The sequence below is a fragment of the Flavobacterium sp. PL002 genome, from assembly GCF_054165825.1.
Window position 1 is genome coordinate 2,338,376 of sequence record NZ_CM135110.1, and the last position, 20,116, is coordinate 2,358,491.

The window sequence follows — 20,116 nt, forward strand, 5'->3', positions numbered from 1 at the left end:
TTATTAATCCCCTTGTTTTTAATTTTTTATGATTAAGTTTATCTAAAATAAACAAAACCATATGAAACAATTTTCTAAAGTTACCCTTGGGTTAATACTTTGTTCTTCTGCAATGTTTGCACAAAATATTGATCTATCTAAAAAAATACCTGCTGATCCTTCAGTAAAAACAGGTGTTCTCGAAAACGGACTTACTTATTATATCAAGAAAAATGCCAAACCAGAGAATAAAGTTGATTTAAGATTAGTCATTAATGCAGGTTCTATACTAGAAAATGATGATCAAAGAGGATTAGCACATTTTATGGAGCACATGAATTTTAATGGTACCAAACGCTTTCCTAAAAATAAACTAGTAGATTACCTTCAAAGTATTGGAGTGAAATTTGGTCAGCATTTAAATGCTTACACGAGTTTTGACGAAACGGTATATTTTTTACCTATTCCATCTGATAGTCCAGAAAAACTAGAAAATGGATTTAATATTATTGAAGATTGGGCTTTCAATGCTGATTTAACTCCTGAAGAAATTGAAAAAGAAAGAGGAGTTGTACTTGAGGAATATCGTTTAGGACTTGGTGCTGATAAAAGAATGCTGGGGCGTTACCTGCCTAAAATGATGTATAATTCACATTATGCTGATCGTTTGCCAATTGGTGAAAAAGAAATTTTAGAAAAATTCAAATACGATAAAATTATAAGTTTCTATAAAGATTGGTACCGTCCGGATTTGATAAGTGTTATCGTAGTTGGTGATATTGATGTTGCGGCAATGGAGAAAAAAATTAAAGAACATTTCTCTAAATATAAGAATCCTGCAAACGAAAAGGAACGTAAAATATTTGAAGTTCCTAATCACAAAGAAACCTTTGTTGCCGTTGAAAGTGACAAGGAAGCACCCTATACTTTAGTTCAATTAATGTATAAAGATTATGGAACGCCAAAAAAAATGAAAACAATTGGCGATTATAAAGATAACATGACCGAAGGTTTGTTTGCTACAATGATCAACAACAGGTTACAAGAATTAATTAACTCTTCTAAACCGCCTTTTACATATGGGTATTCTTATCATGGCGGAACTTATGCTAGAACTAAGGAAGCTTATCAATCTGTTGCGGTACCTCAAGAAGGTTCTCAACTAGAGGCATTAAAAGTTTTAGCGATCGAAAATGAACGTGCTAAGAAGTACGGATTTACCGAAGGAGAACTTGAAAGAGCGAAAGCAGAAGTATTTGCACAATATGAAAAACAATATAATGATCGCGATAAAACGGAATCAGATAATTATGTTTCGCAGTATCAATCTCAATTTCTAGAGCAAGTTCCAGCTCCTGGGATTGAGTGGGAGTACAAAACTACCAAAGAATTGTTGCCTTCTATCACATTAGCTGAGGTGAGTAAATACATGAAAGACTTGGTGAAAGAAGACAATAGAGTGGTAATTATTACGGGGCCTGAAAAAGAAGGTTTGGTAAAAGTGACAGAACAACAAGTTCTAGATGCATTAAAAATTAATGTTGCTGATATTACTCCGTACCAAGACTCCAAACAAGTGACTAGCTTGTTAAGAAATGAAGTGAAACCAGGTACTATTCTAAAAAAAGAATTTGATGCTAAAATAGGAACTACAACATTGTTTCTATCTAATGGCGCTAAAGTGAAATACAAAAAAACCGACTTTAAGAATGACGAAATCTTAATGCAAGCAGTGAGCTTTGGAGGTAGTAATATGTATTCTAATGAAGAAGTAATAAAAACGAACTTTGCTAATGGTGCTTTGAGTGAAGCAGGTTTTTCAGGTTTAAAATTAAACGATATAAATAAATTCATGTCTGGTAAAATTGCTACGGTTAGTCCTTACATTGGTACAATTACGGAAGGATTAAACGGTAGTGCTACACCAAAAGATTTAGAATATTTATTCCAAAATGTGTACGCATATTTCACGGATTTAAACTTTGATCAAGAAACTTTTGATAGCTTTAAGCAAAAACAGGCTGCTTTTTATAACAATATGGCTTCGCAGCCGTCGTTTTTCTTTCAACAAGAATTGTACGCCTATTTATATAAAGAGGACCCTAGATTTAACGGAATTATACCAACAGAAAAATCATGGGCACAAACGGATTATGCTTTAGCCTACAAAAAATACAAAGAGCGTTTTGCTAATGCAGGAGATTTTGAATTCTTTTTCGTTGGAAATGTAGATGATAAAGTAATGGAAGAATTTGCGGCTAAATACATTGCTTCATTACCGTCAACTGATAAAAAAGATGTAGCCAAAGATCTTGGGTATAGAATGATTAAAGGTGATTTAAAAAAAGTAATCAATAAAGGAACAGATCCTAAAAGTACGGTTTCGATTATGTTTTATGGAGATGCTGTTTACTCTGAAAAAGAGGCCTTGGCTATGCAAGCTTTAGGGGAGGTTTTGACCATTAAATTGATCGAAGAATTAAGAGAAAATGAAAGTGGTGTTTATGGAGTTAGTGCTCGTGGAAGCATGACTAAAGTGCCAAACGGTTCATTTAATTTTAGAATTGGTTTTCCTTGCGGACCTGAAAATGCAGAGAAATTAACCGCTTCTGCTTTGAGAGAATTGCAAAAAATGATCGACAAGGGACCTGATGAAAAAGATGTTGCAAAGTTCAAGCAAGCAGAGTTGTTAGACTATAAAAAGGATATTAAGGAAAATAAATATTGGTTGAGTAATTTTACGCAGTCTTATATTGACGGAAAAAGCCCTAATAGAATTCTAGATGTTGAAGAAGCAATCAATAAGATTACTCCTAAAGATATCCAAGATGTTGCTAAAAAATACTTAACAAAAGATAAAATAGTTGCGGTGTTAATGCCAGAAACTCAAAAATAATAGTTTAGTTGTTAATTGTAAATGCCCGCTGAAATTAATTTTAGCGGGCATTTTTTATTCTAAAATATAACTCAAATTGGCCTCAATATCCTGACTCATACTATTGTCATCTAACAATGAATCAGAAAGTAGTTTTTTGGTTTCTTGTAATCGAATGATTTTCTCCTCGACCGTATTTTTGGATATGAATCGAATAACGTTCACTTTATTCAATTGACCAATGCGGTGTGCACGACCAATTCCTTGCTTTTCAGCAAAAGGATTCCACCAAGGGTCCAGAAATAAAACATAAGATGCTTTGGTAATATTCAAGCCAACACCACCTGCTTTAAGCGAAATGAAAAACACCAAAATATCCTCTTGTTCCTGAAAACGGTTTACGGCAATTTCACGATCTTTTTGATCGGTAGCACCCGTAAGTTCACAAAATTTAATTTTGTTTTCAATACACCATTCTTTATAAAATCCTAAATTCGATACAAACGAGCTAAACACAATCGTCTTCTGTTTGGACTGAATTAAAGTCGTCAAATAATCGGTTACTGCATTAAACTTACCAGAGTCCAAATCTGATTTGGCATCAATCATTTTAGGATGGTTACTCAACTGTCGCAAACGCATCAAGGTGTTGATGATGTTGATTTTGTCGGCTTTGGTCCCGTCTGTGCGTAGGAGTGCGTTGCGTGCCTTAGATTTTTCTTCTTCGTATAATTTCTCCTGCTCTTTTTCCATGTCGCAGTAGTAAATTTGTTCAGTCAATTCGGGTAGATCATCCAAAACTTGTTCTTTGGTACGCCTTAAGATGAACGGACTAATGAGTGTTTTGAGTTCTGCCAAAACGGTTTCGTCTTGATTTTTCTCAATCGGAATTTTATAATTTTTGACAAAAAAAGCATGACTGCCCAAAATATCAGGGTTGATGAATTCCATTTGAGACCATAAATCATCCAACGAATTTTCGATAGGAGTACCGCTTAGTGAGATTCTATTATCAGCTTTGATTTGGTTGATCGCCTTAAAAATTTTAGAATTTTTGTTTTTAATGTATTGACTTTCGTCTAAAATTAAAAAACGAAATTGATACTTTTCTAAAATAGCAACATCTCGAGAGGCAATTGCATAACTAGTAAAAACTAAATCGTATCGCGCTAGTTTCTTGGCAATCAACTTTCGATCGTTACCTACATATTGTATGCGACGCAAGTGCGGGGTGAATTTTCGTGCCTCGTTATACCAGTTGAAGACTAATGAAGAGGGGAGTACGACCAAAACCTTCAAATATTCTTTGGCTTGCGGAATCACATTACCAAATAAATCTAATTGCTCAGCTTCCCTTTGTTGGTTTTCGAGTTGCTCTTGTACAGCTACCAATGTAGTTAAGGTTTGGAGTGTTTTCCCCAATCCCATGTCATCGGCCAAACAGGCGCCCATGCCGTTTTGGTAATGTTCTAACAGCCATTTTACACCTTCCGTTTGGTAAGGTCTCAAAGTTGCTTTGACCAATCGCGAAATCACGAATTCCTTTGTTGGTACTGGTTTTGTATCCAATTGCAATTCGGGAATCGTATTCAAAATTGCATAATTACTTTTGGGTAATTGTAATGTGTTGTCAGTTACCTTGGCAAGTTTGGCCAAAGGTGCGTACTGTACCATCCATTCTTTCGGAATCAAAAAACAACTGCCGTCGGGTAAAATGTATACTTGGTTTTGCTGCTTTAAATTCGGAATGATTTCGCTAAAATTAAAACTAAATGCTCCGCAACGAATCGTGATTTTAATATCAAACCAATCGTTCTGCATCGCATTCGAAAAAGCTATTTCAGGTTTGTTAGTTTGAATTTTTTTTCCGTCCAATGAAAAAGTGTCCAACGCAAAGCCCATAGATAGTAACTGTTCTTTGTTTTCTATAACCCACTGTATTGCATCGTGTGAGGTATTATTTTCTGTTTGTAGCGAAAGAGTAAAAAAGCCATTATCTGTTTTATTAAAACCTAAATGGAGTAGTTTTTGTTCGAAAGAGCCTTCGCTTTCAGCATTACGTTTGTATTGAATGACTTTGATTTGTTCTGGATCGTCCAAATCAATTTCAGAATGGCTATGTTTGGTTTTTGAACCATCAAACAAATAGCCGTTATAGTCGAATTTTAAATTCAGATAATAGCATTTTTTGAAAAAATCGTGTACTGTTTCTAGTTGACAGCTGTGTATAGCATTGCGTTGAATGATTTCAAAACCATCAGCAGTAACATCTACTTTTTTGACAATATCTTTGATGAATTTTTGAAAATATTCGGTTACCGTTCGAGCGGGAATATCTATTGTTTTCTTGCTTAAAAACGGTTTTATCTTTTTAGCGTCAATGGCATTTATCGTTACCAGTTTATCGTCAACCACTAACCAAGCTGGGTCATTCAGAATAATGTCTATTTTCTTTTCGGAAGGATAAAAAACCTGTTCTTCTTCTACCAATTGAAGGGTATAGGTAATGCCTTCTTCTGTTTTTAGAAAATGAATTTTAGCTTCTAATGCTTTATTTTGGGTCGAAATAGCATTTTTCTGAAAATCTTTGTCCTTGTTTAATGAAAAACAGATTGGAAAAGAATGAGTGTTGATCAGTTTTAAAAATTCGGCTAATTGTATTTCTTGGTACAACTGAATTCCCGTCGCAAGTTTTGTATCTTTCCGTAGGTCTTCAATGCTTTTTTTGGTTTTTCCGGTATTGAATTTTTTAGCTACTGCTTCACTAGTTAATTTTTCGCAAATAGAAAGCGCTTTTTGTGCCTCTTTCGATAAGGCGTTTATTTCGATGCCGTAACTTTTTAAAACTTCAGGACTGGCTTTTTTGTCCAAATAGCCAATCGATAAACCTTCAGAAACGACATAAGCTGTTGGAACGTAAAAATTACTTTTTACATCCCAACTCAAATCAAAACAAAAAGGGTGTTTTGCTACTGTTGTCACAATTATAATTTGGTTTTTAACGATTAGAGGTAACTATATTGCACTAATAAGGGATTAAGGAAATTAAGCATGCGACTTAATTATCTTAATCCCTTAAATAGAAAATTTATAATTTTTGTTTTACTTATTTAAAGCAAACAGGAATAATTTCGCCTTTGGCTAAACAATATTTCTCAACCAATTCGGGTGCTATTTTATTGGTATAATCTTCTTCGATAACAGTAAAGCCAATTGAACGCAATTTGTCAAAATAGTCACGGCCATATATACGCACATGATCGTATTGACCAAATATTTTTGCGCGTTCTTTTTGATCGGTAATGGTATCGTCTGCAAAAGTTACGTCACGTTTTAAATCTTGCGGAATTTGTAATATTGCCATTCCGCCAGGTTTCAAAACACGGTACAGTTCCTGCATGGCTTTGGTATCGTCTGGAATGTGTTCCAAAACGTGATTGCACAAAATAACATCATACTGATTGTCCTCAAAAGGCAAATCACAGATATCTGCTTTGACATCTGCCAATGGCGAAAACAAATCTGTTGTAGTATAATCTAAGTTTTTTTGATTTCGAAACATCTTATAAAAAGCTTGTTCCGGAGCAAAGTGCAATACTTTGAGTGGTGCTGTAAAAAAATCGGTCTGATCATTTAAATACAACCATAACAATCGGTGTCTCTCCAGTGACAAAGTACTCGGTGAAAGCACATTATTTCGCTGCGTCTCGTACCCATAAGGCAACATCGATTTGAAGCTTTTCCCATCAATAGGATCAGTAAATTTATCTCCCTTTAAAGTAAAAGCAATTATAGGACGTGCCACATAACTCAAACGAATAAGTAAGGGGCGAGGGATGGTATTAAGTATAAGTTTAAACACGGATTTCATTGGATTGTATTTTGACACGAATTTCACGAATTAGCACTAATTGATTGGGCTAAAGGAATTTCACTAATTTGAGTTTATAATATAATTCGTTTGTATTTCAAGCTGTCTTCCCCAAAATTGACTAATAATCCTAGTTTGTTATTGGATGAAGCTAAATAATTTAATGTTTGTCTGATGTCACTATTTGTTAATTGAGAAATTGCTTTTACTTCAAATATTATTTCACCGTAAACTACAAAATCAGCGATATATTTTCTCGGTAAAATAATTTCTTTGTATTGTATTTCAAATGCTTTTTCTCTTTCAAAGGAAATTGAATTTTGCTTAAATTCATATTCTAAAGCATCTTTGTAAACTACTTCACTATGTCCTCTTCCTAAAATCCTATGAACTTCCATGCAAATTCCAACTATTTTATAGGACTCCTCTTTTAAATAAATTGTATCCATGTTTAAAGGATGTTAGTGAGATTTTTACAATGAAACATTCAGGCTAATTCGTGTAATTTTCACTGTGTAGCTTTCGTGTTAATTCGTGTCTAAAGAACTAAAGGCACTTTTCTAAACTCATCTTCCTCATTACTGACAATTCCTAAAGCTTGATACACATAAGCAAATGTTGACAGCAGCTCTGGTTTTCCATCGATTAAAGCTACATCGTGTTCAAAGTGTGCACTTGGTTTATTATCGGCAGTAGTGATAGTCCAGCCGTCTTTGTGTTGTTTGATGTTGCGTGTGCCTTGATTGATCATCGGCTCAATAGCAACAACCATTCCTTCTACAAATAGTTTTCCGCGACCGCGCTTTCCGTAGTTAGGCATCTCAGGGTCTTCGTGCATTTTTTGCCCTAGACCGTGCCCTACTAGTTCACGAACCACACCGTAACCTTGTGCTTCAGTATATTTTTGAATAGCGTTACCTACATCTTCCACGCGGTTTCCAGCTTTAAATTCGCGGATTCCTACGTATAATGATTCTTTGGTAACTTGTAATAATTTTTTAGTTTCTGGTGCCACTTCTCCTATTTCAAATGAATAAGCGTGATCACCATGGTAGCCATTTTTATAAGCACCACAATCAACAGAGATTACATCACCACTTTGAAGCGGCGTATTGTTTGGGATTCCGTGTACAACTTGCGCATTTGGACTCATGCATAATGAGTTTGGGAAACCATATAAACCTAGGAAACTTGGTACAGCACCATGGTCACGAATGAATTCCTCTGCTAATTTATCTAAATGTAATGTAGTTACTCCTTCTTTAATTTCAGAAGCAATCATTCCTAATGTTTTGGATACAATTAAGGCACTTTCACGCATTAATTCTATTTCTTCACGGGATTTTACTATAATCATATTTTCTAATTTTCAGATCGCAAAAGTACGATTTTAAAATTATTTAATCGGGGTTGGCCATGATTTTAAAAAGAGCTGCGTTAGAAACGAAATAGTTGTTTTCTAAATCAATTGAAGCTAATTGTGCGCTAATCAAACTATTCTCTCTGCTGTTAATTAAAAATAGGGAGCTTTCGCCAAAGGAAAATAAACGTTCCTCAGATTTTAACATGAGGCTATAGTCTGATGCTAATGTTTTTACAATGGCGTTTTGCTTTGCTAGCGACTGAATTTCAGTTTTTTGAGCACTAATTTTATTCGAAAGTTGGAATCGTTCTAAATTTAAAGCAAACTCACTTTCTTGAATTTTGTATTGTGCTAGTTTTAAACTTCCGCGCTCTTTTCGAAGAAACAACGGGAAATAAAAGTTTAATCCTATTTTATAATTCTCAAATTGATAATCATCAATATAACTTGGCTCTGCTATATAAGAATAACCAACATCAATTTTGGGTAATAGCATATTCGCTTTTAGCTTTTTCTCCACCGTCAGAATTTCAATTTTGTTCTCCAGCGCATTGATCTTTGGGTGGTTTTCTAAAGTGAATTCGTTTTGAATTAAGTCATTCGTTTTTAATGTTTCTTGAATAGTGAGGTCTAAATCTTTTTCAGGTACCAATAATTCAGAAAGTTCAAACGGAATCGCATTGTCCAACCAAAGAAAATTAGCTAGTTCAAGTTTGGCTTTAGTAAGTTTTAGTTTTGAATTCTCGAGACTTAATATTCGATTTTTTACGCTAATTCCCGCTTCAATACTATCAATAGCCCTTTTATCACCTGCTTTTATTAATGATTTAATTCCGTTGAAACGTATTTGTGCATTGGCATTGTACGTCTCATAAAGTTTTACTTCATTGAAGGTTTTTCTCCAATTAAAATAGGCGAGGGAGGCATCATATAATACGGAGATAGCTTGTAGTTTTCTTTCTGCAAGACTCAACTGCATTTGGATTTTAGCTTTTCGTACATCCGCCATTCTTTGATTAATGAATAAACCTTGTCCTAAGGGAACCGTTATTCCTAACGATGTCAAGCCTTTGTTAGGAACTGTATTTTCTGGATTTAGATAAATACCATCGTTATTATCAAAGCCTGCTTTAATTTCGATTCCGTACCAAGTAGGGATTTTAAAGCTGCTGTTTAATATCGAATAATACTCTTTGTCTTTGAATTGCTTTTCCTTAAAGTCTACCTCAATTTTTGGGTCAAATCCACCACGAGCCATCATTAAATTTGCTTGCGCTTTGTTGATTTCTAAATTTGCGGTTTTTACCAGTGGATGGTATTTTTTTACATAACCCAAAAACTCATTGTAAGTAAATTGTTTAGCATTGTTTGTGTTTGAGTCTTGTCCAAAAGCAACAGACCCAAATAGTAGTAAAAGGATAAAAAGTGGTTTCATTATTTTTTCTCTTTAGCTGTTTTTACATCTGTTTTATAATAATTTGGTGGAAATCCATTTAAAATTCTCCAAACTTCAAACCAAATAGGAACGGTGTCTAGTAGAGCAATAGTTTCGGCACCAGAGCCAATACTGATTTTTTTAGGCCAAGCAGCTTCGTCTTTGTCTGGAGCAATTAGGATTCGGTATTTTCCGTTATCACTGATAAAATTTTCGATAGCAACTACCTTACCTCCAAAAGTTCCATAAGAAACATCAGGCCATCCTGAGAAAACAATTGTAGGCCATCCATCAAACCAAACGCGCACTTTTTCTCCTTTATTAATTAATGGCAAATCAATTGGATCGACATAAGTCTCCACAGCAACGTCATATTGCGCTGGCATAATACTCACAATAGGTGTTCCTTCTTTTACAGTTTGTCCTATTCCAGCTTGTAGCACTCGGTTAACATAACCACTTTGAGGAGCTTTGATGTAGTACATTCCGTTGCGTATGCTATAATTTGCATATTGATTCTCTAATTTGTTTACTTGTGCTTCGGTATCAAATTGATTACTTAATGCGGTGTATTGGTCGCTTTGTGCTTTGGAGGTTTTCTCGGCATATTCGGCATTAATTCGATTAGCCTCTACTTTTGCATTGATGTATTCGTTTTTACTTGTTAGAAATTTATTTTCTTGAGTAATTATTTTGGCTTCTACTTCTTGTAGTTTTAGTCTTTTTTCCTCTACGTCAGTCAATGGTTTTAAACCTTCACCGTTTAATTGTACCGCACGATCAAACTGGGTATTGGCAATTTTAAGTTGGGTTTTTACAGCAACAAGATCCATACTGTCACTTTTTATTTTTAAAAGTGATTGCTTGATTTTATTTTGTGCTTGCTCAAATTTCAACCCTTTTTCGGCTTGTATGGATTGAATTTGGCTGGATAAAGTAGTCACTTTCGAACCATAAGATTCTAAGGACATTTTTTTAGCATTAACTTGTTTCTTAGTGTTGGCAACCAAATTTGGGTCCATGTAATCCTCCTTTATTTCGGATATAAAAAGGATGGTATCGCCTTTATTTACAAAATCACCTTCTTGTACATACCAGTTTTCTATTCGACCAGATATAACACTTTGTATTGACTGTGGTCTTTGATTGGGTTTTAAAGTAGTCACAGATCCTGAACCCGAGATGTTTTGTGTCCAAGGAAGAAATAAGATGAGTACTCCAAAAATACAAACCGAAACAATGATTTTATTGAGCGTTTTCGAATTTGATTTTATATTTAGGTTTCTAATCGTTTCAAATTTTCCTAAACTAGGAAGCTTTGTTTTGTTATTGTCAGATATATTTAGCATGATCTATAGCTTTTTTGTGTCTTGTTGAATACGTCCTTTTTCCATGATAATTACTCTGTTGCATTTGGTTTTCCAATACGGATTCTTAGACGAAACTATAATGGTCCATTTGTGCTCTTTGGCGGTAATAAAATCGATAATTGCATTGGCTATTTGATCGTCCATTTTGTCAGTAGGATCTTCATAGAAAAGGATTTTAGGTTTGTGAATGATACTTCGTGCTAATAATATTTTTTGCGCATTTGATGAAGATAGTTGCCTTCCTTCAGGGTAAATTGCGGTGTCTAAACTATTAGGTAGCGACTTAATAAAGCTGCTTAATTGTACGCCTTCAATTGCCCATTTTAAATCCTCTTGACTAATATTAGGGTCGTTGAAAGTGATGTTTTCAAGATAAGTTCCTTCAAAAGGAGATTCGCCATAAATAACGCTTCCTATTTGCGAGCGGTACTGTTTTAAGTCAATTTTTTTGAAAGTATCATCATTAATGTAAAAACTTCCTGCTGTAGGTTTTAGTAAGCCAGATAACACACGGATTAAAGTTGTCTTTCCTGAACCATTTTCGCCATCAATAATTATGCGTTCTCCTTGTTCTACCTTTAATGAGATTGCTTTTAGAGAAGCGTTTTTAGAATCAGGGAATTTAAATTGCAAATTTTCTGTTTCTAAAGAGATGTCGGCATAGCAATAATTCATACTTTCATTATCATACTCTTCTTCTAAATACAAATCGGTTACTTGACCAATTTTTTCTACAGAGGTTAATACATCATAAAAAGTTTCTAGCCCAAGAATGATTTTTTCAACTGAATTGATAACTAATAAAATGATGATTTCGGCAGCAACAAACTGTCCAATATTCATTTGTTGAGAAACCACTAAGAACCCTCCAATTGAAAGTAAGCTTGCGGTAATAATTATTTTAAAAATGATTAACTGAGAGAATTGTCTTCTAATGATATTGAAATGTTTTTCTCTATAGTTAAGGTATTCGCTTACTAACTTGTCGTTTTTTTGCAGTCCGTAGTCAAAGTTGAGTTGGTTTCTAAAGCTATAATTATTACGAGCCATTTCTTGCAACCATTGTGCAACTTTATATTTATTTTTTGATTCTTTTAAACTCGTTTCTAAACCGGGAATATAGGATAGTTTAAAGATGAAATACAGTAAAATAATCAACATGATTCCAAATAAAATAAAATAGGGATGGTACAACGATAATAGTATGACTCCAAAAATTATTTGTAGTAAGGCCGCAGAAAAATCAATTAATAATTTTGAGGTTCCTTTTTGAATGGTCATCGTATCAAAAAAACGATTGGCTAATTCTGGAGGATAAGTATTGTATAGTTCTTCGAATTTAATTTTTGGAAGTCGCACAGCAAATTCAAATGAAGAACGTACAAATATTTTTTGCTGTAAATTCTCTGTAATTCGAAGTTGCATTAATGATAAAATCCCCACTAATCCCACACCAACAACTACCAAGAATATCAAAACAATCCAGGATACACTTACACGTCCTGATTGTATGAAATTAATAATGGCTTGAATACCTAGGGGCAGTGATAAACTTACTAAACCTGCAAATATGGCGTAAAAAAACAGTTGGTAAATGTCTTTTTTGTCTAGTGCTAATAAATTGTAAAATCTTTTTAATGGAGTCATGCTTATTTATTTTTTAGAACTATAGTAATAAGATTGATGTAAAAATCTGTAGGGCTTGTTTCCTCGTTACAATTAGTAATGGTTTTTAAATGGTCTTTTAGAAAATGTTGATGAAGCGCTCCTTCTATTATGTTTGAGGCCATGCTTTTGGCAAAAGGATAGTCAGGATTTACTTCATTGATTAAGGCTACGATTCTATTAATTACTCTTTTGTAAATTAAGAAATAACCTTGTTTATTTTCTTCGTCTACTTCTTTTGTTTGCAATGTTTTAGTAAACTCTGTAATGATTATTTTATTTAAAATGGATTGATTAATGTGTTCTGTAGCGGCATCATCTTCTATCTTTTCAGTAACAATTGTAATTGCTTTTTTTAATTTTTCAAAAGTGTTCTCAATATTATTGGTAGCGAAGAAAAGTTTGTATTCCATCCAGCTCCAATACCAAGAGGAAAGATACAACATTAGCTTATGTTTGTTTTCAAAATAGCGATAAATTGAACTCTCATTTGATCCGATTTTTTCACCTAATTTTTTAAAAGTAAAGTGATCAAATCCTATTGCATCAATTAAAAGAATACTCTCTTGGATAATTTTCTTTCCAAGTGCTGAGGTTTCAGGATCTTTAACGTAAATTTTTTCGTTGACTTGAATTTTAATATTTGCAATTAAATCTTTCATAATTAATATTATTTAATGCAAATATAATAGTAATACTATCAAAAAAGAAATTATTATTGTTTTTATTCCAAAAAAAAAGGCTATTCGAGTAGAATAGCCTTTTAAAAATGTATTGTTTAAACGGATTATAACAATGAATGTTGTGTCATAACGGCTGGTTTTTCGACACCCATTAATTCTAGAATTGTAGGTGCAATGTCTCCAAGTACTCCATCGTGAATTTCTTTAATTTCTTTGTCTACTAATATAAACGGAACTGGATTAGTCGTGTGTGCTGTATTAGGACTACCATCAGGATTAATCATTGTTTCGCAATTACCATGATCGGCAATAACAATTGTAGTATAATTATGTGCTAGTGCAGTAGTAATTACTCTTTCTACACATTTGTCTACTGCTTCGCAAGCTTTTATAGCGGCATCCATCATTCCGGTATGGCCTACCATATCTCCATTAGCAAAGTTCAGGCATACAAAGTCCACGTTTTCTTTTTCTAATTCGGGGATTAGGGCATCTGTAAGTTCAAAGGCGCTCATTTCAGGCTGCAAATCATAAGTGGCCACTTTGGGTGAGTTTCTTAAAATTCTGTGCTCTCCTCTAAACGGAATTTCTCTTCCTCCAGAAAAGAAGAAAGTAACGTGAGGGTATTTCTCCGTTTCAGCAATTCTGATTTGTGTTTTATTATTTTTCTCTAAAACTTCGCCTAGAGTTTCAGTAATGTTATCTTTATTATAAACCACTTTTACATTCTTGTAGGTTTCGTCATAGTTAGTCAACGTCACATAATACAAGTTTAGTTTGTGCATGTTTTGCTCATGGAAATCTGTTTGTGATAAAGCTTCAGTAAGTTCTCTACCGCGGTCAGTTCTAAAATTGAAGAAAATAACCACATCGCCATCTTCAATTGTAGCTACTGGCTTGTCCTCATCATCAACCATTACGATAGGATGAATAAACTCATCAGTAACTTCATTTTGGTAATTTTGCTCAATGCTTACAATGGCATTTTTTGAGTGAGTTCCTTGGCCGTTTACCATTAAATCATAAGCTAGTTTTACTCTTTCCCAGCGTTTGTCTCTATCCATTGCATAGTAACGACCTATAACAGTGGCTAGTTTTACTGAAGTACCTGCAATATAGTTTTCTAAATCTAAAATGTATTTTTTACCTGACTTAGGATCTACATCACGACCATCAGTGAATGCGTGTATGAAAACTTTTTCTAATCCGTAATCTTGTGTAGCATCAATCAACCCTCGTAAATGAGAAGTGTGTGAATGTACTCCGCCGTCAGAAACTAATCCTAAAAAATGTACTTTTTTATTATTGTCTTTAGCAAATTGGAAAGCGTCTTTAAGAACTTGCTCTTTTGCTAATGTATTATTGGCTACAGCCAAATTAATTTTAGCTAAATCCTGATAAACAATTCTTCCAGCACCTAGATTCATGTGTCCTACTTCGCTGTTTCCCATTTGTCCTTCAGGAAGTCCTACGTGTAAACCGTCCGTTCTAAGTTGAGCGCTGGGGTAATTTTTATATAAGCTATTTATAAAAGGTATGGAGGCATTGTCTATAGCAGAAACTTTTGGGTCAGGAGATTTTCCCCAACCGTCCAAGATCATTAGTATCACTTTCTTGTTCATATCGATATTGTTTTAAACAAAGATAACGGTTTTCAAAATCTTATGTAAGCTTCAAAATGACAATTACGTATTAAGAAGTGAACGGTTTAAAATTCTAACGATTTATTTACAGAAGTGTCCTTTTTTTAAAATTAATGCAGGTTACGATTTACTTTTCAAGCTATTATAGTCAATAAAGTATTTTACACTTATAGAAAAGGCATGACTAAGGGCATCATTATTTAATAATGAAGTAACATTTTTGTCAAAGTCTTTATTGATATTTCTTTCAAAATTAGCCGCATTATTTCTATATAAAATAGAAACTTGACTGCCAGGAGCAAACCACCATGAATAGGATAAATCAAAGTTCCAAGAGTAAAAACTAGAATCTTTATTGTTTGTGTAATTTATATAATCAGTTAGACGGCCATTTTTTTGTAATGAAAGGTAGTTTTGATTCTCAGCAAAGGACCAGTATTGGCGTACGGCTAAATTAAAGTTCATTTTACTACTGATGGAGTATTTGCCCGAAAGCGTATTTCCATAAGTAACCACGTTTCTATTAGCAAAAATAATAGCATCAGGAGTTGCGGTGTTCAAATCATCGTCAATACTATCAATATATCCTTTATTGTTGTTACGACGTTGAAATTCAAAGTTGTAGTTCATAGAGAACTTATCATTAAAACGGTATCTAGGACCTAATGAAAACTCATAAGTGCGTCTTTTTGTCTCATTAAAAATAGCGTATGATGGATTAAAATCAAGTGCAAATCTATAGTTGTAATTCGTGGATATGTAAACCCAAGCGTTATAGTTTTTTGGAAAAATAAGATAATCTTCAGCTGTTCTAGCCTCATAAAAATCATAAGTTTCTTGTGGGTTCAAGTTTACTCCAAAGCCTACGTAATGATTTTTTTTAGTGTCTAAGTTTACATTTATATTAATGCTATTTGATTGTAATTTACCTGTTTCTTTATGGAACTGAGTGTATAAATTAGTAGAAAGTTTAAAAGAGTTAAAATATTTTGTTGGGTTTAAAATACGGTAATTTGCATTTCCATAAATGCTGTAATAATTCGTTTCAAAATTAATACCTAGGTCATTATTATCATATTCTTTAGTTACTAAATCGCCTCCAAAACTGTACCTGTAATTCCCACTAGTTTCAGCAAAATTAAATGTAGTGGCTATACCGTGTTTGTCTTCTAGGTCGTTAATGTAACTGTATTTAAAATCTCCTGAAAGGTTGTAAGTATTCTTTTTTGTGTTTAAATCCCATGCTAAAGCCGAAACGTTTGCATCGCGAAAACTACCGTTTCTACTTACATTAGTATTGATGAATGATACGGAAGAGTTTTTGCGAAAGCGCTGGTCTAATACTAAAACATTGTAGTTAGATAGTGGTTGTAGTTCTTGCTTTCTAGTTTCGTTAGTTATTTTGTTTTCTATTGTTGCATAGGTTTTCTCGGTAACGGCATTTAAAATTCCAATACCCAATCCACCTTTTGTTCTTCCTGAAATTTTTAACGCATTGATAAGGTTAACGCTTACTGGGTTGTCCGTAATTGTTTCGTCGTTAGTAATTTGAGGTCTATTGATGGGCTTGCCGCCAATTCTTCTTGAATATAAAAGGTTCCCTTTGCTAAAAAGATCGGTTCCTTCAGTAAAAAAGGATCGGTTCTCGTTAAACTGCTGTTCAAACGGTCCTAGATTTAAGATTTGGTCGTCGTATTTTGTTTGTCCAAAATCAGGAATTAAGATCGCATCAAGTGTAAAAGCATCGTTAATACCATACTTTATATCGAGTCCGCCTTTTAATGTACCTATTGTTTTTTGTTGTGAATTTGCATTGATGTAAAAAGAGGAATAAGGCATTAAGAACAACCGAGTAGGGGGTTTTATGTTTTCAATTCCTTCTAGAATTCCGGCTTGTTGTGTAAAAGTTCCTATTTTAGAATCTATAAAATTCCAAGTAAATTTTTGACGGTCGCGTCGTATTTCTCTAAAAAAATTAAGTCCCCAAGTTTGTTTGTTTTCACCTGAGAAACGAATTGCAGCATAGGGAATTCGCATTTCTACTGTCCACCCAAAATCAGTTGTCAAAGCTTTACTTTTCCAGACAGCATCCCATGAATAATCCTCGCCATTAGCATCTGTGGTGATACAATCGGCTTGACCATCAGCAGCATTTACATAAAATTGAAAGTCTTGCTGGCCGTCATTAAAACCATTTATAAAAGCACCAAATAGATCTGAAGTCCCAAAATCATCTCTTTGAGATATTTCTCTAAGAATTTTATCCGGTTCGTTATCAAACATTTTTGCAGCGATGTAGATTGCATCGTTGTCGTATAGTACTTTAATTATAGTTTTTTTGTTCTCAGGAATGACTTTTCCGTTGTCGGGCTGAAACATAATAAAGTCAGTAGCTTCTGGAGTAGTTTTCCATATTTCTTCGTCAAAATTTCCATCAATAGTGATGTTCTCACTAGTTAATTTTTTAGTTTGTAATGTTTTCTTTTGGCTGTAGCCAAAGCAAAAAATAAATAAAAATAGAATGGAAAAAAACTGCTTCATAAACCCGATTGATTTTATAATAATTTGTAAAAAAAAACATTTAAAAACCATTATTGGTAATTTAGCTGTTATGTTTACATCAATAGACTCATTTATGGCTGTTCTGTTACAGTTTTCTTAAATTAATTAAAATTTATTTTTGATTCGGTTGTAATCAATAAAGTAGCGCACACTAATGGATAGGATATTCGTTTGATTGCTATTGAATACATTTTTAAGGTTAGCACCTAAGTTGCGTTCCACAATATTTTTACTTTCTTGAGAATAATTTCGATACAGTAATGACAGCTCACTTCCTGGAGCAAACCACCATGAGTATGAAAGATCGAGGTTCCAAGAATTAAAATTTCTATTCTTGTTTAAATCAAAGGTGGGATTGTCAATTACAGTACCGTCATCTTGTAAACTAAAAAAGTTTTTATTATCAGAATATGACCAATAGTAACGAGCGGTTAAATTGATGGTCATTTTATTATTCAAGGCGTATTTACCTGTTAGGTCATTTTGAAGAATTTCTCGATCTCTTTGTCCAATAACGATTCCGGTATCATCAAAACCTACCCATCCGCGATCATTTTTTTTCTTCGAGTAATCCATAACTAAATAAAGCGAGAATTTGTCGTTGAAACGGTATTTAGGCCCTACTGCGATTCCGTAAGTTATTCTGTTGTCTTGATCAAAGACAGCAATACTTGGTGTGAAATCAAAAGTAAAAGCATTGTTGCGGTTGAACTCTACACCAAAGTAAGATGAAAAGCGTTTTGGAATTTGTAAATACCTTCCAGCAACGCGAGGTTCGTAAAAGTCATACGTTTCAAATGGATTGATGACAAGCGAAAATTCCATGTAGTGGTTTTTCTTAGAGCGTGCTTTGATAAGTGTTTTATACCAAACTTCTTGCATTTTACCTGTAGTGTTTTGCAATTCTAAATTGAACTCTTGTTCTACTTTAAAGGTGTTGAAATATTTAGTTGGATTTAAGATTCTGTAGCTACCATTGGCGAAAGCATTATGATAATTAGTGTAGAAAACCAAACCAAGATCATTGATGTCATAGTCACTTGAAATGTATTTTCCAGAAACGGTGTAGCGGTATTGTCCACTAGTTTTAGCAAAATTTAAAGCTGTTTTAAAACCATTATAACTTTGAATGTCATTTACTGTGCTGTATTTAAAATCACCATAAAGATTATACGTATTTGCTTTTGTACTTAAATCAAAAACAAGTGCAGTAGCATTAGCGTCTCTAAAATCTCCATTACGTGTGGTGTTTGTATTTACAAATGAAACCGAAGAATTTCCATTGAAACGCTGGTCGAGCACGAGTACATTATAATTTGTCAAAGGTTCAATGGCTTCTTTTCGGGTTTTCTTGATGACTTCATTTTCGCCGTTAATTGTGCTGCTTTCAAGTGTAGCATACGTTTTTTCAGTAATGGCATTCAAAAAACCAATTCCTAGTCCATTCTCTGTTCTTCCGGATACTTTTACAGCATTTAATAAATTTACAGTACTAGGATATTTAGTTATTTCTTCGTTTGCTTCAGGTACTGGTTCTCTAGTTGGGAATCCGCCTATTCTTCTAGAGTAAAATAAGTTTCCTATGTTGAATAAGTTCGTTCCTTCAGTAAAAAAAGGACGATTTTCTTCTAATTTTTGTTCAAAAGGATCCAAGTATAAAATGGCGTTATCAAATTTTGTTTGACCAAAATCTGGTACTAAAATAGCATCAAGGGTAAAAGAATCATTGATTCCGTATTTAATGTCGAGACCAGCTTTAAATGTTCTATCCGAAGCCAAATCATCTTCTTGATAATACGCTGAGGTATATGGAATAAAGAATAATCGGGTAGGGGTTTTTATATTTTCAATGCCTTCAAGTATTCCAGCTTGGGTGATTACCGCGCCAATTTTTGTATCAACGTGGTTCCAGGTATAGGTTTGAACGTCTCTTTTTATCTCTCTTTTAAAATTGATTCCCCAGGTTTGTTTTTGAGCATTAGAGAAACGCAAAGCAGCATAGGGGATTTTCATTTCTACAACCCACCCAAAATTGGTTATGGCAACTTCGCTATCCCAGATTGCGTCCCAGGTATAATCTTCTGCGGCTTCGGTAGCAATGCAATCCATTTGTACACCAGCGGCGCTCACATAAAAGCGAAAGTCTTGTTGGCCATCATTAAAACCATTAATAGCCACTGAAAAATGATCAGAGACACCAAAAACATCTCTTTTTGTAATTTCTCGCTGAATTTTGTTGGGTTCGTCATCATAAAGTAATGCCAAGATATAAATGGCATCATTGTCATAAGAAACTTTGACTTCGGTTCTTTTATTGGTGCTAATAAGTTTTCCGTTATCAGGTTCAAACATGATAAAGTCTGTAGCGATATCATTGTTATTTGCCCAAGTTTTGTCGTTGAACTTTGCGTCTACAGCAATTCCGTCAGCTGTAGGATTTGCTATTAATACTTTTTTTTGTGAAAAAGCGTTTAATACAAAGAAATAAACAATGATTGTGGCGTAATAGTAGGATTTTGACATAAATTTTAAGGACTTGGGTAGACAAAAATAACATAATAAATAAAACCTGCAAGCAATAAGTGTTTTTGGTGTGTTTATTTACTTACAAATACGCCGATTGTTTAATTTTAACTATTTATGTTACAGTATTATGAATAAATTTTATAG

The 20,116-nt window shown here is 33.8% G+C and carries 12 protein-coding genes; 1 reads left to right on the plus strand and 11 read right to left on the minus strand.

The window, feature by feature from the left end:
• Window positions 1-61: 61 nt before the first annotated feature.
• A complete protein-coding gene (locus ACVEGE_RS10250; protein WP_192501271.1) occupies window positions 62-2,875 on the plus strand; it encodes a M16 family metallopeptidase in 2,814 nt (937 codons plus the stop codon).
• 54 nt (window positions 2,876-2,929) lie between these two features.
• Here ACVEGE_RS10250 and ACVEGE_RS10255 read toward each other — a convergent pair whose 3' ends face one another.
• The 11 genes from ACVEGE_RS10255 to ACVEGE_RS10305 form a co-directional block, all read right to left on the minus strand.
• Window positions 2,930-5,836 carry a DEAD/DEAH box helicase gene (locus ACVEGE_RS10255; protein WP_192501270.1) on the minus strand — a complete coding sequence of 969 codons (2,907 nt, stop codon included), beginning with the start codon at window positions 5,834-5,836 and terminating at the stop codon, window positions 2,930-2,932.
• A 124-nt stretch (window positions 5,837-5,960) separates the two neighbouring features.
• A complete protein-coding gene (locus ACVEGE_RS10260; RefSeq protein ID WP_173854947.1) occupies window positions 5,961-6,725 on the minus strand; it encodes a class I SAM-dependent methyltransferase in 765 nt (254 codons plus the stop codon).
• 74 nt (window positions 6,726-6,799) lie between these two features.
• Entirely contained in the window at window positions 6,800-7,174 is a 375-nt protein-coding gene (locus ACVEGE_RS10265) for a GxxExxY protein (RefSeq protein WP_192501269.1), read from the minus strand.
• An 89-nt stretch (window positions 7,175-7,263) separates the two neighbouring features.
• Window positions 7,264-8,082 (minus strand): type I methionyl aminopeptidase, encoded by an 819-nt coding sequence (gene map, locus ACVEGE_RS10270; protein WP_192501268.1) that lies wholly within the window; start codon window positions 8,080-8,082, stop codon window positions 7,264-7,266.
• Window positions 8,083-8,125: 43 nt separating this feature from the next.
• On the minus strand, window positions 8,126-9,523 hold the full coding sequence (locus tag ACVEGE_RS10275) for a TolC family protein (protein ID WP_192501267.1): 1,398 nt from the start codon (window positions 9,521-9,523) through the stop codon (window positions 8,126-8,128).
• Window positions 9,523-10,872: an HlyD family secretion protein gene (locus ACVEGE_RS10280; RefSeq protein WP_192501266.1), complete on the minus strand. Its 1,350-nt coding sequence runs from the start codon at window positions 10,870-10,872 to the stop codon at window positions 9,523-9,525. The genes ACVEGE_RS10275 and ACVEGE_RS10280 overlap by 1 nt, the downstream gene beginning before the upstream one ends.
• Window positions 10,873-10,875: 3 nt before the next feature.
• Window positions 10,876-12,540 (minus strand): peptidase domain-containing ABC transporter, encoded by a 1,665-nt coding sequence (locus ACVEGE_RS10285; RefSeq protein WP_173854950.1) that lies wholly within the window; start codon window positions 12,538-12,540, stop codon window positions 10,876-10,878.
• Window positions 12,541-12,542: 2 nt separating this feature from the next.
• The gene (locus ACVEGE_RS10290) at window positions 12,543-13,220 is read right to left on the minus strand and encodes a TetR/AcrR family transcriptional regulator (RefSeq protein WP_192501265.1); all 678 of its coding nucleotides are present in this window, start codon (window positions 13,218-13,220) and stop codon (window positions 12,543-12,545) included.
• Between the two features lie 125 nt (window positions 13,221-13,345).
• A complete protein-coding gene (gene gpmI / locus ACVEGE_RS10295) occupies window positions 13,346-14,863 on the minus strand; it encodes a 2,3-bisphosphoglycerate-independent phosphoglycerate mutase (protein ID WP_192501264.1) in 1,518 nt (505 codons plus the stop codon).
• Window positions 14,864-15,004: 141 nt separating this feature from the next.
• Window positions 15,005-17,425, minus strand: coding sequence for a DUF5916 domain-containing protein (locus ACVEGE_RS10300; protein ID WP_192501263.1), 2,421 nt, complete (start codon window positions 17,423-17,425; stop codon window positions 15,005-15,007).
• Window positions 17,426-17,551: 126 nt separating this feature from the next.
• A complete protein-coding gene (locus tag ACVEGE_RS10305) occupies window positions 17,552-19,969 on the minus strand; it encodes a DUF5916 domain-containing protein (protein WP_192501262.1) in 2,418 nt (805 codons plus the stop codon).
• Window positions 19,970-20,116 lie beyond the last annotated feature (147 nt).

Coding starts and splice junctions, on each gene's coding strand:
- ACVEGE_RS10290 (WP_192501265.1), bottom strand. CDS start 13,220: ATGAAAGATTTAATTGCAAATATTAAAATTCAAGTCAACGAAAAAATT.
- ACVEGE_RS10250 (WP_192501271.1), top strand. CDS start 62: ATGAAACAATTTTCTAAAGTTACCCTTGGGTTAATACTTTGTTCTTCT.
- ACVEGE_RS10265 (WP_192501269.1), bottom strand. CDS start 7,174: ATGGATACAATTTATTTAAAAGAGGAGTCCTATAAAATAGTTGGAATT.
- ACVEGE_RS10275 (WP_192501267.1), bottom strand. CDS start 9,523: ATGAAACCACTTTTTATCCTTTTACTACTATTTGGGTCTGTTGCTTTT.
- ACVEGE_RS10300 (WP_192501263.1), bottom strand. CDS start 17,425: ATGAAGCAGTTTTTTTCCATTCTATTTTTATTTATTTTTTGCTTTGGC.
- ACVEGE_RS10285 (WP_173854950.1), bottom strand. CDS start 12,540: ATGACTCCATTAAAAAGATTTTACAATTTATTAGCACTAGACAAAAAA.
- ACVEGE_RS10305 (WP_192501262.1), bottom strand. CDS start 19,969: ATGTCAAAATCCTACTATTACGCCACAATCATTGTTTATTTCTTTGTA.
- ACVEGE_RS10260 (WP_173854947.1), bottom strand. CDS start 6,725: ATGAAATCCGTGTTTAAACTTATACTTAATACCATCCCTCGCCCCTTA.
- gpmI (WP_192501264.1), bottom strand. CDS start 14,863: ATGAACAAGAAAGTGATACTAATGATCTTGGACGGTTGGGGAAAATCT.
- ACVEGE_RS10280 (WP_192501266.1), bottom strand. CDS start 10,872: ATGCTAAATATATCTGACAATAACAAAACAAAGCTTCCTAGTTTAGGA.
- map (WP_192501268.1), bottom strand. CDS start 8,082: ATGATTATAGTAAAATCCCGTGAAGAAATAGAATTAATGCGTGAAAGT.